Source organism: Paenibacillus sp. FSL R5-0475, from assembly GCF_038004585.1.
Lineage (GTDB): Bacteria > Bacillota > Bacilli > Paenibacillales > Paenibacillaceae > Paenibacillus_AQ.
Genome location: NZ_JBBORK010000001.1, coordinates 2,877,199 through 2,892,007, shown reverse-complemented (window position 1 = coordinate 2,892,007; position 14,809 = coordinate 2,877,199). Strand labels below are relative to the sequence as shown.

Sequence of the window (14,809 nt, the reverse complement as noted above, 5' to 3'; positions counted from 1 at the left end):
GACATTGAAAGCTAAAGATTTAACAGTTTTGCTAGGCATCATCGGTATTGTGCTTATGATGATTCTGCCTATCCCGTCCTGGCTTTTGGACGTTTTGCTAGTTATTAATATTTCTATAGCATTAATTATCATATTAGTTGCTATGAACACGAAGAATGCGCTCGAATTTTCAATTTTTCCTTCATTATTGCTTGTTACGACATTGTTTCGTCTGTCACTAAACATTTCGACAACGAAATTGATCCTGACTTACGCAGATGCCGGTTCCGTGGTATCTACTTTCGGAAGCTGGATCGCCGGTGGACAAATTGCCGTTGGATTTATCGTGTTTCTGATTTTGGTAGTGGTTCAGTTTATTGTTATTACTAAAGGTTCAGAGCGTGTAGCTGAGGTAGGGGCGAGATTTACCTTGGATGCGATGCCCGGCAAGCAGATGAGTATTGATGCCGATCTTAACGCAGGCATGATTAATGAAACACAGGCACGTGAGCGTCGCCGCAATGTTGAACGGGAAGCGGATTTTTTCGGAGCCATGGATGGTGCGAGTAAATTCGTTAAAGGAGACGCGATTGCGAGTATCATTATCCTGTTGATCAATCTTATTGGTGGATTTATTATCGGTATGGTTGTGCATGGAATGGATTTCTCCACTGCGTTATCTACTTATTCTGTATTGACGATCGGGGACGGTCTAGTCAGCCAGATTCCTGCTTTGCTCATTTCGACTGCAGCAGGTCTTATCGTTACTAGAGCTTCATCGGAAGGTAATCTGGCAGAAGAATTAACAGGTCAGTTACTCTCCTATCCAAAGTTGTTATATATTGTTGCAGTTACTGTTGCTTTTCTAGGTCTCTTTACACCTATACATATGATTACTACGCTCCCGCTAGCTGGTTTGCTGGCTTTTGCAGCCTATAGTATGGGACAAAATTTAAATCGAAAACAGATTGCCGAAGAGCAGCTTGTTGAAGAGAAACAGATTGAAGAGGTACGAAGTCCGGAAAGTGTAATTAATTTACTCTCTGTAGATCCTATTGAATTCGAGTTCGGCTACGGTCTTATACCTTTGGCAGATACAGGTCAGGGTGGAGATTTACTAGATCGTATCATCATGATTCGACGGCAATGTGCACTTGAAATGGGTCTTGTAGTGCCTGTTATTCGCATTCGCGACAATATTCAACTAAAACCGAATGAATATGTCATAAAAATTAAAGGAAATACTGTCGGCGGCGGTGAATTATTACTTAATCACTACTTAGCCATGAGTCCAGGCTATGATGATGAATCTATAAACGGTATTGAGACCATTGAACCATCTTTTGGACTTCCAGCGTTGTGGATTGACGAATCGGTTAAAGAGCGGGCTGAATTGTCAGGTTATACCGTGGTAGATCCACCATCCGTTGTTGCAACTCATTTGACGGAGCTGATTAAGCGTTATGGACATGAGTTGTTAGGACGACAAGAAACTAAGATGTTGGTGGATAACCTAAGAGACAATTATCCAGTGCTTGTTGATGATCTTATTCCTTCGGTATTAGCGATTGGGGATGTGCAAAAGGTACTTGCCAAGCTGCTGCGCGAGAAAATATCGATCAGGGATTTGGTTACTATTTTTGAGACGTTGGCGGATTACGGGACGTACACCAAGGATCCAGATATTCTTACCGAATATGTTCGTCAATCCTTGTCCAGACAGATTACTCAGCAATTCTCGCAAGTTGGAGAGACTCTGAAAGTTATTACGGTAGGACCTAACCTAGAGAAGAAAATTTCTGAGAGTGTGCAGCAATCTGAACAGGGCAGTTATTTGGCATTGGATCCAGCATCGACTCAAACGATCTATCAGCGGTTAAGTGAACAGATCAATCGACTGCTGCAGTCAGGACAACAGCCCATTGTACTCACATCACCAACCATTCGTATGTATTTGCGGCAGGTGATTGAACGGACAATGCAGGATATTCCTGTACTGTCTTATAGCGAACTAGAGCCTAACATTGAAATACAAAGCGTCGGAGTGGTGAATTTATGAGAGTGAAGCGTTATGTGGTCGATACGATGCCTGACGCCATGCATTCCATTCGTAGTGAGCTTGGAAGCGAGGCTGTAATTTTAAGTACTAAAGAAATTAAGATTGGCGGATTTTTAGGATTGTTTAAAAAGAAAAAAATAGAGGTAGTAGCGGCTGTTGAAAAAGCTCAAAAAGAGAGTGCTCCTGAAAAGCCTGTGAAGCCTGCGATGAACATTCCGCGCAGCGCTGTCCCGCAAGCTTACCAAAAAGCTTCATCTTCATCATCTGCTTCTACTGTAACGTTGGAAAAGCCGGAAGAGCCTCGGTCCTTTGCGGAAATCGCCGCTGCCTTGTCGGAAGCTATTGATGTAAAAGAATCGATAACCAAACATCCAGAGCCTGATCAGAAATCGCTTGAATCCAATCCAGATGAAACTACCTCTGTATCAGCCTTATATGAATCTTTAGGGTTAGATCAAACGCCAGAGGTTGCCTCGGCGCTGGAGAATGATGTTCTTCGTGAAATTAGAGATATGAAGCTTTGGATGGAACGAATCGCGAGGCAGTCTTCAGGGGCAAGAGATTTACCGGATAGTCTCCAGCAGCTTAGAGATCTTTTGATTGAGCAGGAGATGGATACTGTACTTGTTGAGGAGTGGATCAGTAATATCTCCGAACGTTGGGCGGATGAAGGGCGTACTTGGGGACCTGAGAAATTTCAGGAGTCCTTAAAAGAACAGCTCGATGGATTCCTGTCAGGGCGAATCGCTGATGGAATTGCACCTGATACCCAAATCGTATATATTGCAGGGCCCACAGGAGTAGGAAAAACTACTACCATAGCCAAGCTTGCGGCTGAACAGCTATTCAAAAACGGACGCAAGGTTGGTTTTATCACCTCTGATACGTATCGAATTTCAGCTGTGGAGCAGTTGCGTACATACGCAGCTATCCTGAATGTTCCGCTAGAGGTTGTACAATCTCCAGGAGATTTACAAAGAGCACTCTTTCGATTGGAGAGTTGTGATCTTGTAATTATGGATACAGCTGGACGGAATTATCGTAATGATATGCTTGTAGCAGAACTGCAAAGCTTGCTTGCGAAGGAATTAAGAAGTGAGACCTATCTTGTACTCAGCTTAACTTCGAAAAGCCGTGATATGAAATTGATTGCCGAGCATTTCGGCAGGTACAAGCTGGATAAAGTTATTTTTACCAAGCTAGATGAGACGGGAAGTTATGGACCACTCTTTAACGTCCTGAATGATTTCCCTCTCACATTATCTTATATGACCAATGGTCAAAATGTACCTGACGATTTATTGATGGCTTCCAAAGAACAACTTAGTGAGATGCTTCTTGGAACAGGTGAATCATGATGGATCAGGCACAATCCTTGAGACAGCTTGTATCCAGTCAGGAGCCTAAACTAGCTGAAAAAGGGGAAACATCCGCCCGTATCATTACTGTTTGTAGTGGTAAAGGTGGCGTAGGGAAATCGAATTTTACACTTAATTTCGCTTTAACTTTAAAAGCAATGGGAAAGAGAGTATTGCTGTTCGATGCAGATATTGGCATGGCTAACATAGACGTGTTAATGGGCGTGTCGGCGAAGTATAACCTATATCATCTGTTAAAAAGAGAAGCGGATATTGAGCAGATTATTCAGTTAGGACCGAACGGGCTTCCTTTTATAGCTGGTGGATCGGGCATGGATGAGTTATTTTCTCTTTCGGAATCGGACCTTAATTATTTCACAGCCCAGATAGCCCTTATTGCGGACAGCATGGATTATATTTTGTTCGATACAGGTGCTGGATTATCTAAGGAAACGATGAAGTTTATAACCTCTGCGGACGATTGCCTAGTAGTTACAACACCAGAGCCAACTGCTATAACAGACGCTTACGCATTAATGAAGGTTGTGAATCGGACGTATCCGGAGATTTCTTTTAAACTGATTGTGAATCAAGCGGGTGATGAGAGAGAAGCATCAGTGACAAGTGATAAGATCCGTATGGCGGCCAGTCGTTTTTTGCAATTAGATGTTTCCTATCTTGGTCATATAAGCTCAGATGCCCATGTAGTGCAGGCTGTCAAAAGGCAGACGCCATTTTCATTGGCTTTTCCAAACAGTGTTGCTGCAAAAGATATACATCGGCTAGCCCTAAGTTATTTGACCATAGATGGTAAAAAAGAAACAAAAGTTCAAGGCATTAAAGGCTTTATCCATAAATGGTTAAAGCGAAGTAAATAATTGTTCTGAATCTGGAACAGAGGTGGAAATGATATGAAGCCATATAAAGTTTTGGTTGTTGATGATTCTGCATTTATGCGCAAGATCATTTCCGATTTAATTGAAAATGACGCTGACTTTCAGGTGACGGCAACAGCCACAAATGGTCGCGAGGCTATCGAGAAAATAAACAAACTTCGGCCGGATCTAGTTACTATGGATGTGGAAATGCCGGAGATGAACGGCCTGGAAGCGCTGAAAATAATAATGGCGTCAGATCCGCTGCCAGTGATTATGCTGTCAGGCATCAATGAAGAGGGCATGAAGGAAACCATTCTTGCACTGGAATGGGGCGCTTTTGATTTCATTCGTAAACCTTCAATATCAAATTCCCAGGATATAACGGGCGTAGGGGAATCCCTAAGGGAGCAAATGAAAGAAGCTATGTTGGCTCGAGAGCAACGTGAAGCGCGAGCATCTGCTTTTAGGATGCCTGACATCACGCCTTTAGAGCCATTACTGCCGACTGCACCGAGATTGTTACCGGACAAATCCAAGGCAGCACTTAAATCTTCTCTCAAAGATGAAGAAATGAGAAAACCTCGGGGGAAACAGCCAGTAGATAGTACTATCCCTAAAAAAGCAACCAAACCAATCATCTCTGCTAAAACACCGTTAATCGAAAAGTCTAAACCAAAGACTAAAGTAGAGAATAAACCAATTCCGCCCAAACCGGTGATAGAGTCTTTAGTGGAGGTATCTACTGAGTCTCCGGGACTTTCTCCAGATCGAATGGTTGGTAGCAAGAATTTGCACAAATTAGTTGCTGTCGGTTGTTCTACAGGCGGACCTCGTGCACTGAAGGTACTCCTGGAGAAAATTCCAGCGGATTTTCCAGCTCCTATTGTCATTGTGCAGCATATGCCGCCTAACTTTACGAAATCACTAGCCCAGCGTCTGAATACATTCAGTCCGCTAGAAGTGTTAGAAGCAGAGCAGGGGATGATATTACGAAAAGGAGCAGCCTACATTGCGCCTGGAGGCTATCATTTACAAGTTACACCCACATCTAAAGGGCAATATGCAGTTGTACTCACGAAGGAGGAGGCGCGAAATGGCCACCGACCTTCAGTGGATGTTTTATTCGAATCATTGCTTCCACTCACATCTCTAGATCGGCACGTGTTGCTGATGACAGGGATGGGGAGTGATGGTGCTAGGATGATGAAATCTCTCTATGACTCAGGGGTTACCTCAACATTTGCTGAAAGTGAAGAGACCTGTGTCGTTTACGGGATGCCGCGATCTGCGGTGGAATTGCAGTGCGTCAAATATGTACTGCCTTTGCAAGAAATTGCTCCAAGGTTAGTGCAAGCCGTTAAATAACGGAAAAGCGAACTCGAAGGGGAGGTGCTCTACTATGGACATGAACCAATATTTATCCATGTTTATTGATGAGTCGAATGATCATCTGCAGTCATTGAACGAGAGCATGATGGGATTGGAAGCGAATCCTGAGGATCTTAGTATCGTCCAGGTAATATTCCGCTCTGCGCACACTTTAAAAGGTATGGCAGCGACTATGGGCTTTGAAGATTTGGCCTCACTTACACACCAAATGGAGAATGTGTTAGATCTTGTACGTAATAACAAGCTGCGCATGCAGGATTTCATTTTTGATACGTTATTCAAAAGTTTGGATGCCTTAGAGTCTATGGTTGAGGATATTACTAGCGGTGGCGAAGGTAAAGCAGATGTATCAGCCATTGTCTCATCCCTACAGGCTATCGTACGGGGTGAGATTCCTGTTGAAGGCGGTACAGCATCTGCTGCTAATATGCCTACTTCACAAGCAGCTGAAACTCCGATTCATTTAGATGAGTTCCAATTTTCTGTTCTAGAACAATCGATTCAGGAAGGGCATCATGCATTGTATGTGGACGTAACGATCCGTAAGGATTGTCAACTTAAGGCTGTACGTGCATACATGGTGTTTGATCTGCTCGAACGTTCGGGGGAAGTAGTTAAATCCTTCCCATCCGTTCAAGATATAGAACAAGAGAAATTTGACCAAAGCTTCTCACTCTATTACATAACCCAAAAAAACGCTGATCAGATTCAGGCAATGATTATGAATTTGTCTGAGATTGATAAAGTAACAGCAGTAGCACTAGATCAAGAATCCTTGAAAATGCTTGGTCAAGAAACGGCAGCTGCCGTGTCAGAGGTTGCCGCAACAGCCACTGTAGAGGAAACAGCTCCAGCTGCTTCAGTAGCATCTAAACCATTGCCTACCAAAGATGAAGCTAATAAGCCGGGAGCAACTAAAACAGGAGGGGCGCCTTCACGTACGATTCGTGTAGATATCGAACGCTTAGATGTGCTCATGAATCTATTTAGTGAACTTCTGATTGACAGAGTTCGTTTAGAGCAGCTGGCTTCTGAGGTTCAGAATGGTGATCTTACGGAAACTGTCGAGCATATGGGCAGAGTAAGCGGAGATCTCCAGAATATTGTGATGAAGCTTCGTATGGTCCCAGTAGATACCGTATTTAACCGGTTCCCACGTATGCTTCGTGATCTAGCTAAGTCGCTGGACAAGAAAGTAGATCTAATAGTAACGGGTGCCGAAACAGAGCTTGACCGGACGGTAATTGATGAAATTGGTGATCCACTTGTACATTTATTGCGTAATGCGGTTGATCACGGAATTGAATCCATTGCTGACCGTATTGCTGCTGGTAAACCAGAGACTGGGACAGTTCATCTACGTGCTTTCCACAGCGGAAATCATGTCTTCATTGAAATTGAGGAAGATGGAACAGGCATTTATCCAGAGAAGGTTTTGAAATCTGCTGTGAAAAAAGGCGTGATCACGCAAGAGCAAGCGAAGAATATGACGGATGATGAAGCTTATCAATTACTATTTGCACCAGGTTTCAGCACGGCAGAAGTTATTTCTGATGTCTCAGGTCGTGGCGTAGGACTGGATGTAGTAAAATCTAAGATTTCTTCCCTGGGTGGTAATGTAACGATCTATTCTTCACCAGGCAAAGGTACGAATTTTTCAGTTCAGTTGCCACTTACTCTATCTATTATTGCAGCCATGCTTATTCGATTGGGTTCTGAGAAGTATGCCATTCCATTATCCTCTATTGTGGAAACTGGAATCGTGCAGAACACTCAAATCCGTACGATTCATGGCAACAAAATGATAGAGTTCAGGAATTCTCATATTCCACTAGTTTCTCTAAGTCGTCTATTTTCGGTACCTGATTATGATGAGAGTACTGAAGAAGAGACAGAGATCGTAGTTGTACGTAAGGGAGAACGTCTTGTAGCCTTAGCTGTACAGGATTTTATTGGTCAGAACGAGATCGTTATCAAGAATCTGGGTAAATATTTACCTGAAATTCAAGGGATATCTGGCGCAACGATACTTGGAGATGGCCAAGTCGCACTTATTATTGATCCGAACGCTTTTATTAAATAACTAGGATAGAACAGGGAGGTTCGTTCCATGGCTGAAGATATTAAAGTGATAGTGTTCAAATTAGGTTCAGAGGAATACGGTATCGAAGTTGAGAAGGTACAAACCATTGAGCGCATGATGCCCATAACTCGTGTGCCTAAAACGTATTCGTTTATCAAGGGTGTAATTAATTTACGTGGTGTTGTTATCCCTGTGATTGACCTTCGAGGCCGCTTTGGAATCGAAGAGGCGGAGCAAACAGATCAGTCACGTGTAATTATCGTATCTGTTAATGAAATGGAAGTAGGTTTCATTGTAGATTCAGCAAATGATGTAATAGATTTGAACAGGGATTCTATCGATACACCTCCAGATGTTGTTGGCGGCATCAAAGCGAAGTATTTAGATGGGGTGGCCAAGATAGGTGAAGAGCGCTTGCTGATTATGCTTAATCTGTCAGAAGTGCTTAACAAAGGCGAAATCGTTCAATTAGAAAGCCTAGAGGGCTAACCTGTGGAATTATTTAAGCACTATAAGGATTTTAAAATGGATGTGCTTAAGGAAGTCGGGAATATTGGAGCTGGGAATGCAGCCACCGCATTATCACAGCTCTTGAATAAGCCGATTGATATGGCTGTTCCCAAGGTACAGCTTCTCAACTTTGAAGAGATTACGGACAAAGTTGGTGGAGCTGAAGAACTAGTATATGCAGTTTTCTTACGTGTGGAGGGAGAAGCTCCGGGCAACCTGTTTTTCATACTTTCCCCGGAAGCCGCTTTGAACTTACTCAGTCGCATTGCAGGCATAGAGATTTTGAGTGACCAAGAACTTGGAGAAATGGAACTTTCCGCGCTGAGTGAAATTGGAAATATATTAGCAGGATCGTACCTATCTTCTCTTGCTGACTTTACCTCACTTTCTATGTATCCAACAGTTCCTGCACTTGCTATGGATATGGCTGGAGCCATCCTAAGCTACGGTTTGCTGCAATTTGGGCAAATGGGTGACGATGCATTGTTGATCGATACTACCTTTTTTGAGGGGAAAAACGAAATTGAAGGGCAATTTTTCCTTATTCCCGATCCGGAATCATTCCCGAAAATCTTCAAATCGCTAGGAGTTCCATTTGAAAATGATTGAAGAACAAAGCATCATTAAAGTAGGGATGGCAGATCTTAACATTGGAAGCCAGGATAGTTTGATTCGTACAACGGGTCTTGGCTCCTGCGTGGGATTGACATTGTTTGACCCTGGAAAAAAACTCGCGGGAATGGCGCATGTGATGCTCCCTACTTCTGAGATTGCTAGGGAAGGGCAATTAAACATCGCTAAGTTTGCAGATACTGCAGTGCCGGAGCTCTTATCCCGTTTGCTGGAGCTTGGTGCGGTTCGGAGTCGGATCGTAGCCAAGATGGCAGGAGGATCACAAATGTTTGCCTTTGCCGGGGGGAGCGACACCATGAGGATCGGGCCTCGTAATGTTGAATCTTGTAAACTTGCTCTTGAGCATTTGAAAATTCCGTTAATAGCGGAAGACACGGGCGGTAATTATGGCCGTACGATAGAAATTGCCTGCAACACTGGTGTATTGTTCATTCGCAGTGTGCAAAAAGGCGCTAAGGAAATATAAATATGAAGATGATAGGAAACATTCTTATAAACTTTCTGTTTGGTTTGATAGGTTTTGTATTCACATTTTTTGTAACCTACAGTAATAATGTTCTCGGTACTAGTTTATTACGAAGCCTATTAGGATTTATCATCTGGTTTCTGCTTGCTTTCCTCCTAAGATGGGTATTGGGTTTTATCGTGTATCAATCATCACCTCCGGATGAACAGGATGTTGAGGGAGAAGAACTTGGTGCAAAGCTAGACATCAGTACCCCTAATGAGGATGAAGAGTTAATTAATCTACTCAAACCGAAGCCAGGACAAGGGAGTGGGAACAGTGAGGGGTTCAAGCCGCTCACACCCCCAAAACTAGTCTCTATGAAAGATCCTGAAGAATTGGCCAAGGCCGTTCGTCACCTGAAAGAAGAATAAGCGAGCGCTGTGGCGGAATCGGTTATCTTAAATATAAGAATGTATAAGTTTCACTTTATACATTATCCTTATATTTCTCGCTTAAACGCTACCGTCCTCATAAGGATGCCGAAGGCGTTTATGCTTGTGACTAGGCAGGTTTCGCCGCGACAAGCTCTCTGACTAAACTTTGGGAAGGGTGAAAGCTATTGAACGAGCGTAAAGCTTCTCAATTGGAAACTGACGAGCTATGGGAACAGTGGAAAGAACACAGTGACCCTGAAGCCAAAAAGAAGCTGATAGAGAGTTATCTCCATATTGTTGATTATGTATCCAGCCGTTTGGCTGTGGGATTGCCCAAAAATGTATCTAAAGATGATTTAGCCAGCAATGGAGTAATGGGATTAATTGATGCGATTGAAAAATTCGACTACAAACGGGGATTGCAGTTTCAGACCTATGCTTCCTGGCGCGTACGTGGTGCGATTTTAGATTCCTTACGTCAAAGTGATTGGGTCCCTAGATCTGTGCGAGAAAAAGCTAAAAAAATCGAGGACGCTTATCAGCAGTTGGAACAGAAGTATTTGAGATCCGTTAGTGATGAGGAAATGAGTCTATACCTGAATATTAGTGTAACTGAATTTCAAAATATGTTGCAGGATGTGGCTGTAATGTCACTATGTTCACTGGAAGACCCGATTCGTGAAGAGGAATCAGAGACCCGAATGTCCATACTGGTGGACGATAAAGCTAAGAATCCGGATAGCAAGGTAAATGAGTTCTACTTACGCGAAGCCCTCACCAAAGGTATTGAGAAATTAACGGTGAAAGAACGGACCGTTGTGTCCCTTTTATATTATGAAGATTTATCATTGAGCGAAATCGCAGAGGTCATGTCACTATCTCCTTCACGGATTTCGCAGCTTCATTCCAAGGCTATTTTGCGGCTGAGGGGAACGCTTGAGAAGAATCGCGATCTACTTATGCAGAACGATTAACCGTTAGTGGTGACAAGGGGGAGCAAAATTGATCGGTCAAAATGCTTTGGATCAGTACTTAAGTATTACTTTTTCGGATGACAAAGGGATCGCGTATTTGCAGTTCTCCAAAAAGGATGAGAATTTTTCCTGCTCTCCTACAGAATTGGAAAGCTTCCTGCACAGTCACAATATTCGCTACGGGGTCCAGCGTGATATTGTTGGACGTATTTGTAGTCATCCGGAGGAGTTTTTTTGGAGTAAAGTCGCTATTGCTACAGGTGAACCTGCAGTAAATGGAGTCGACGGAAGTATTATGCTTACTGTTGATCTGGAAGAGGATCGCAAGCCGCTTGAAAAAGCGGATGGTAAGGTGGATTATAAAGATTTAGTTCGGCTTCGTAACGTCCTCAAAGGAAAGCTGATAGCTAGAATTATCCCTGCTCAGCCTGGTAAGCATGGTAAGACTGTAACTGGTGATGAGCTTGCTTTCAGAGCTGGAAGGGAAGCTCATTTTAAAGTGGGTAAGAACGTACTCGTTGATAACAATGGAACCTCGATGTATGCTGCAATTGACGGTCTTGTTACTTTAACTGATAGCGGTAAAATCAATGTATTTCCTGTGTATGAAGTGAATGGTGATGTGGACTACAGTACTGGGAACATTGATTTTGTAGGTACCGTTGTTATTCGAGGAAACGTACTTTCAGGATTTTCTGTAAAGTCCGCCGGTGATATTCGTGTGGTTGGTGGAGTTGAAGGAGCGGAATTAATCTCTGGGGGATCCATCGAAATTACGGGTGGAATTATCGGCTATAACAAAGGACATGTAACTGCTGGGAAAAATGTTAAGGTCTCTTTCATTCAAGATGGTAATGTAACAGCTGGTGAAGATGTCATTGTATCCCAGAGCATTATGCATTCCAATATACGTGCGGGCAGAGACGTTCTTTGTAATGGGGCTAAGGGATTGATAGTTGGCGGAACTGTACAGTCAGGGGAAAGAGTCGTAGCACGTACCATAGGCAATACCATGTCCACAGCGACTTCTATTGAGGTAGGAGTAGTACCTGAGCTCAGAAATGAGATTAACGAGCTACGTCAATCACTGCGTCAATTACTTGAAAATGAGGACAAAACGTCTAAAGCGTTGTATCTATTAAATCAATTGGCAACTAATGGTCAACTCCCTGCAGATAAAGTGGCACTTCGCGTTAAATTGAATGCTACTAAACAGTCTCATCAACGTGAGGAAAAAAGAATTAAAGAACGTGTACTAGAGATTGAAAGAATGCTAGAAGATACAGGCAGAGCTAGAGTTGAAGTGATCAAAACGATCTATGGCGGATCCAAAATTATGATCGGTAGATATACACGATTTGTAAAGGACCCCACAGAACGCGTTGTGTTTGTTTATAGTGAAGGTGATATATCCTTAACGCCATACAATTAATCAGGTGGGCAGCAATAGCGGCCGGCCATTCTTGAAATATAAGAAAGTATAAGTTTCACGTTATACATTATCCTTATATTTTTACGAGAAACGGTTATCGTCTTCATAAAGATGACAACATCGTTTCTTCTTATGAGAAGAGGGTTATGATGAGCCTAAAACCAGTGGAACTGCAAATTGCACTACCTCGGACTACGGAAGCGGGTAAGGTTCAGAATGAATCTCAGCAGCGCCCCGCTATTGATCAGCATCAACTGGCCGGACAAAATGTGAAACAAAGTCAGGAAATGACCATGCGAAGCGCTGAAGTGGATGAATCTTCTGAATCTGCTTTACGCGATGGCGGAGATAAAGGCAATCAACATTCCGGAGGGAATCCTTCCTCGGAGAAACGTTCGAAGTCAGGCACTCGTGATGCGGAACATCCTTACAAAGGACAGCGCATTGATCTGAGTCTTTAATAAGTAATTATATTTGATATGTAAAAGGAGATAAGGCACTTGCAACCATGGGTGTATATTGTGCTAGTAGGTGTCGCCGCTATTCTTTATGCCCTTTTACTTCCAGCGCGTATGAAGGAAGGAAAAGCAGAGCAGCAAAGCCTCAAAGAAACGGAGGCAGCGCTTGAGCTATATATGGCGGACATAGAGCGCGAGAATGAAGAGCTAGCACAGTTGGTCAGCAGTATTAAACAGCAATCACAAACTAATCATGTAGCAATGCAAGGGCAGATTAGTGATTTGCAGCATCAATTGACAGAATTACAACAAAGCTCTTTATTACTAGAGGGCCGAGTAACTAACGAAGAAAAGCGGTTAAGAGAGTTGGAAGTTTCGGTTGAGAAGGGTTCGTATGCTAAGGTTGCGGCGATCGGAGACCCGTCTGCCGGAGCTGAATTGAGTTCAATACAACCAGAAGTGAAAGCGAAACCCATTAGTTCTATTAAATTGCGGTATCCAAGATTATTTGAACTACATGAGCAGGGGAAATCGATAGACTCCATTGCCAAGACGGCTGGACTTCAGCGGGGAGAAGTGCAACTGATTCTGCAACTCGCCAAACAGGAGGAATCGGTATGATGAAGAACCGTTCTTTTTTGTTCGGTCTTGGCACAGGGCTAATTGCAGGCGCACTATTACTTCAGTTAATGATATCCGGTGGAGCGGCTCCACTCACCAAGGAACAGGTAATACAAGGTGCTGAGAAATTGAACTTGAAGGTTATCGACGAATCTACTGAACCTCCTTCTGATGAGTCTGCTTTGGAGGATGCTGTTCAAGGTCAGAAGACAGACGGCGTTAATGAGGGAAGTACGGAGAACGTGGAACCTTCTAAGCCTACAGTAGCGGCTTCTCCCGCTCCTGTAGTATCTCCTACAGTATCTGATAACCCTAATAAGGTTGTCCCTCCTAAAGAGCCCTCAACGCCTAAAGAAGGCACTATTGAGAAGCCAGAGGTCACTACTGCACCATCTGCTGTTGCACCTGATAAGCCTAAAGCCACTGCGAATGCAGGGGTTGTTGTTCGTATACCTTCAGGTAGCACACTGACAAAAACAGCAGATATTTTGGAGAAGGCTGAAGTCATTAAGGACAAGGCTAGTTTTCTTAAAGCCGCCAATCAACGCCAGATCAATACGAAGATTCAATCGGGTTCTTATACCTTTAATAAAGACGAGAGTCTAGATTCTATACTAGAAAAATTAATAAGTTTTCAATGATCGTTGCATACACTAATAAAATATGGTATAGTAATTGACGGTGTTAAAACACACGCCGGTTGATTTCGACAAGGGGTGCTTTCTTCTGAAGAAAGTCTTGCTGAAAGATGACGCACGGCGGAGGAGACACACAATAAACCAAACTTAGGAGGTGTGTGAAGATGGCAGTAATCTCCATGAAACAGCTTCTAGAAGCTGGGGTACACTTCGGTCACCAGACTCGTCGTTGGAACCCAAAGATGGATCGTTATATCTTCACTGAAAGAAACGGAATTTACATTATTGACTTGCAAAAAACAGTCAAGAAGGTAGAAGAAGCTTACAACTTTGTGAAAAGCGTCGCTGGTGACAACGGCACAATCCTATTCGTAGGAACAAAGAAACAAGCGCAAGATTCCGTAAAAGAAGAAGCAGAACGTTCCGGTATGTTCTTCATTAACCAACGTTGGTTGGGCGGAACTCTTACTAACTTCCAAACTATCCAAAAACGTATTGATCGTTTGAAGAAATTGGAATCTTGGGAAGAAGACGGCACTTTCGAAGTTCTACCTAAGAAAGAAGTTATCCTTCTTCGCAAAGAGAAAGATCGTCTTGAAAAATTCTTGGGCGGTATCAAGAACATGAAAGGTCTACCAAGCGCGTTGTTCATCATTGACCCGCGTAAAGAGCGTATTGCAGTTGCAGAAGCTCGCAAATTGGGTATTCCAATCGTAGCTATCGTTGATACTAACTGTGATCCAGACGAAATCGACTACGTAATTCCAGGTAACGACGACGCTATCCGCGCCGTGAAATTGTTGACTGGTAAAATGGCAGACGCTGTTGTTGAAGCTCACCAAGGCGAAGACACAACTACTGCTTAAGTAGCGACTAACACATACAAGAACTTAAATGAAAAGGGTGGTTGGCAGG

The 14,809-nt window shown here is 43.2% G+C and carries 15 protein-coding genes; all 15 read left to right on the top strand.

The window, feature by feature from the left end; translation table 11 throughout:
• Window positions 1-4 precede the first annotated feature (4 nt).
• The 15 genes from flhA to rpsB all read left to right on the top strand — a co-directional run bounded on the left by flhA (window position 5) and on the right by rpsB (window position 14,760).
• Window positions 5-2,038, top strand: coding sequence for a flagellar biosynthesis protein FlhA (flhA, locus tag MKX41_RS12935; protein WP_042189438.1), 2,034 nt, complete (start codon window positions 5-7; stop codon window positions 2,036-2,038).
• A complete protein-coding gene (gene flhF, locus MKX41_RS12930) occupies window positions 2,035-3,396 on the top strand; it encodes a flagellar biosynthesis protein FlhF (RefSeq protein ID WP_340970954.1) in 1,362 nt (453 codons plus the stop codon). The genes flhA and flhF overlap by 4 nt, the downstream gene beginning before the upstream one ends.
• A complete protein-coding gene (locus MKX41_RS12925; protein ID WP_076285422.1) occupies window positions 3,393-4,274 on the top strand; it encodes a MinD/ParA family protein in 882 nt (293 codons plus the stop codon). Before flhF ends, MKX41_RS12925 begins: the two co-directional genes overlap by 4 nt.
• Before the next feature lie 33 nt (window positions 4,275-4,307).
• Entirely contained in the window at window positions 4,308-5,639 is a 1,332-nt protein-coding gene (locus MKX41_RS12920) for a protein-glutamate methylesterase/protein-glutamine glutaminase (RefSeq protein ID WP_339242118.1), read from the top strand.
• 34 nt (window positions 5,640-5,673) lie between these two features.
• Window positions 5,674-7,746, top strand: a complete 2,073-nt coding sequence (locus MKX41_RS12915; protein WP_340970950.1) for a chemotaxis protein CheA — start codon at window positions 5,674-5,676, stop codon at window positions 7,744-7,746.
• A 27-nt stretch (window positions 7,747-7,773) separates the two neighbouring features.
• The gene (locus tag MKX41_RS12910; protein WP_076285425.1) at window positions 7,774-8,235 is read left to right on the top strand and encodes a chemotaxis protein CheW; all 462 of its coding nucleotides are present in this window, start codon (window positions 7,774-7,776) and stop codon (window positions 8,233-8,235) included.
• Between the two features lie 36 nt (window positions 8,236-8,271).
• The gene (locus tag MKX41_RS12905; RefSeq protein WP_371915738.1) at window positions 8,272-8,865 is read left to right on the top strand and encodes a chemotaxis protein CheC; all 594 of its coding nucleotides are present in this window, start codon (window positions 8,272-8,274) and stop codon (window positions 8,863-8,865) included.
• Entirely contained in the window at window positions 8,858-9,355 is a 498-nt protein-coding gene (locus tag MKX41_RS12900; protein WP_076285426.1) for a chemotaxis protein CheD, read from the top strand. Before MKX41_RS12905 ends, MKX41_RS12900 begins: the two co-directional genes overlap by 8 nt.
• Window positions 9,356-9,357: 2 nt before the next feature.
• On the top strand, window positions 9,358-9,768 hold the full coding sequence (locus MKX41_RS12895; protein ID WP_340970942.1) for a hypothetical protein: 411 nt from the start codon (window positions 9,358-9,360) through the stop codon (window positions 9,766-9,768).
• A gap of 188 nt (window positions 9,769-9,956) precedes the next feature.
• The gene (locus MKX41_RS12890; RefSeq protein ID WP_042189430.1) at window positions 9,957-10,745 is read left to right on the top strand and encodes a FliA/WhiG family RNA polymerase sigma factor; all 789 of its coding nucleotides are present in this window, start codon (window positions 9,957-9,959) and stop codon (window positions 10,743-10,745) included.
• A gap of 28 nt (window positions 10,746-10,773) precedes the next feature.
• On the top strand, window positions 10,774-12,177 hold the full coding sequence (locus MKX41_RS12885; protein ID WP_076299235.1) for a DUF342 domain-containing protein: 1,404 nt from the start codon (window positions 10,774-10,776) through the stop codon (window positions 12,175-12,177).
• A gap of 149 nt (window positions 12,178-12,326) precedes the next feature.
• Complete coding sequence (locus MKX41_RS12880; protein ID WP_445164939.1) at window positions 12,327-12,638, top strand: hypothetical protein; 312 nt, start codon at window positions 12,327-12,329, stop codon at window positions 12,636-12,638.
• A 39-nt stretch (window positions 12,639-12,677) separates the two neighbouring features.
• Complete coding sequence (locus tag MKX41_RS12875; protein ID WP_339796794.1) at window positions 12,678-13,256, top strand: hypothetical protein; 579 nt, start codon at window positions 12,678-12,680, stop codon at window positions 13,254-13,256.
• Window positions 13,253-13,897 (top strand): endolytic transglycosylase MltG, encoded by a 645-nt coding sequence (locus MKX41_RS12870; RefSeq protein WP_339796791.1) that lies wholly within the window; start codon window positions 13,253-13,255, stop codon window positions 13,895-13,897. Before MKX41_RS12875 ends, MKX41_RS12870 begins: the two co-directional genes overlap by 4 nt.
• 161 nt (window positions 13,898-14,058) lie before the next feature.
• A complete protein-coding gene (gene rpsB, locus MKX41_RS12865) occupies window positions 14,059-14,760 on the top strand; it encodes a 30S ribosomal protein S2 (RefSeq protein ID WP_036688493.1) in 702 nt (233 codons plus the stop codon).
• The last annotated feature ends 49 nt before the right edge of the window (window positions 14,761-14,809 follow it).

Excerpts from the sequence above, each read along its gene's own strand:
- flhF (WP_340970954.1), top strand. The coding sequence starts at position 2,035 with ATGAGAGTGAAGCGTTATGTGGTCGATACGATGCCTGACGCCATGCAT.
- MKX41_RS12925 (WP_076285422.1), top strand. The coding sequence starts at position 3,393 with ATGATGGATCAGGCACAATCCTTGAGACAGCTTGTATCCAGTCAGGAG.
- MKX41_RS12920 (WP_339242118.1), top strand. The coding sequence starts at position 4,308 with ATGAAGCCATATAAAGTTTTGGTTGTTGATGATTCTGCATTTATGCGC.
- MKX41_RS12915 (WP_340970950.1), top strand. The coding sequence starts at position 5,674 with ATGGACATGAACCAATATTTATCCATGTTTATTGATGAGTCGAATGAT.
- MKX41_RS12910 (WP_076285425.1), top strand. The coding sequence starts at position 7,774 with ATGGCTGAAGATATTAAAGTGATAGTGTTCAAATTAGGTTCAGAGGAA.
- MKX41_RS12905 (WP_371915738.1), top strand. The coding sequence starts at position 8,272 with ATGGATGTGCTTAAGGAAGTCGGGAATATTGGAGCTGGGAATGCAGCC.
- MKX41_RS12900 (WP_076285426.1), top strand. The coding sequence starts at position 8,858 with ATGATTGAAGAACAAAGCATCATTAAAGTAGGGATGGCAGATCTTAAC.
- MKX41_RS12895 (WP_340970942.1), top strand. The coding sequence starts at position 9,358 with ATGAAGATGATAGGAAACATTCTTATAAACTTTCTGTTTGGTTTGATA.
- MKX41_RS12880 (WP_445164939.1), top strand. The coding sequence starts at position 12,327 with ATGAGCCTAAAACCAGTGGAACTGCAAATTGCACTACCTCGGACTACG.
- MKX41_RS12870 (WP_339796791.1), top strand. The coding sequence starts at position 13,253 with ATGATGAAGAACCGTTCTTTTTTGTTCGGTCTTGGCACAGGGCTAATT.
- rpsB (WP_036688493.1), top strand. The coding sequence starts at position 14,059 with ATGGCAGTAATCTCCATGAAACAGCTTCTAGAAGCTGGGGTACACTTC.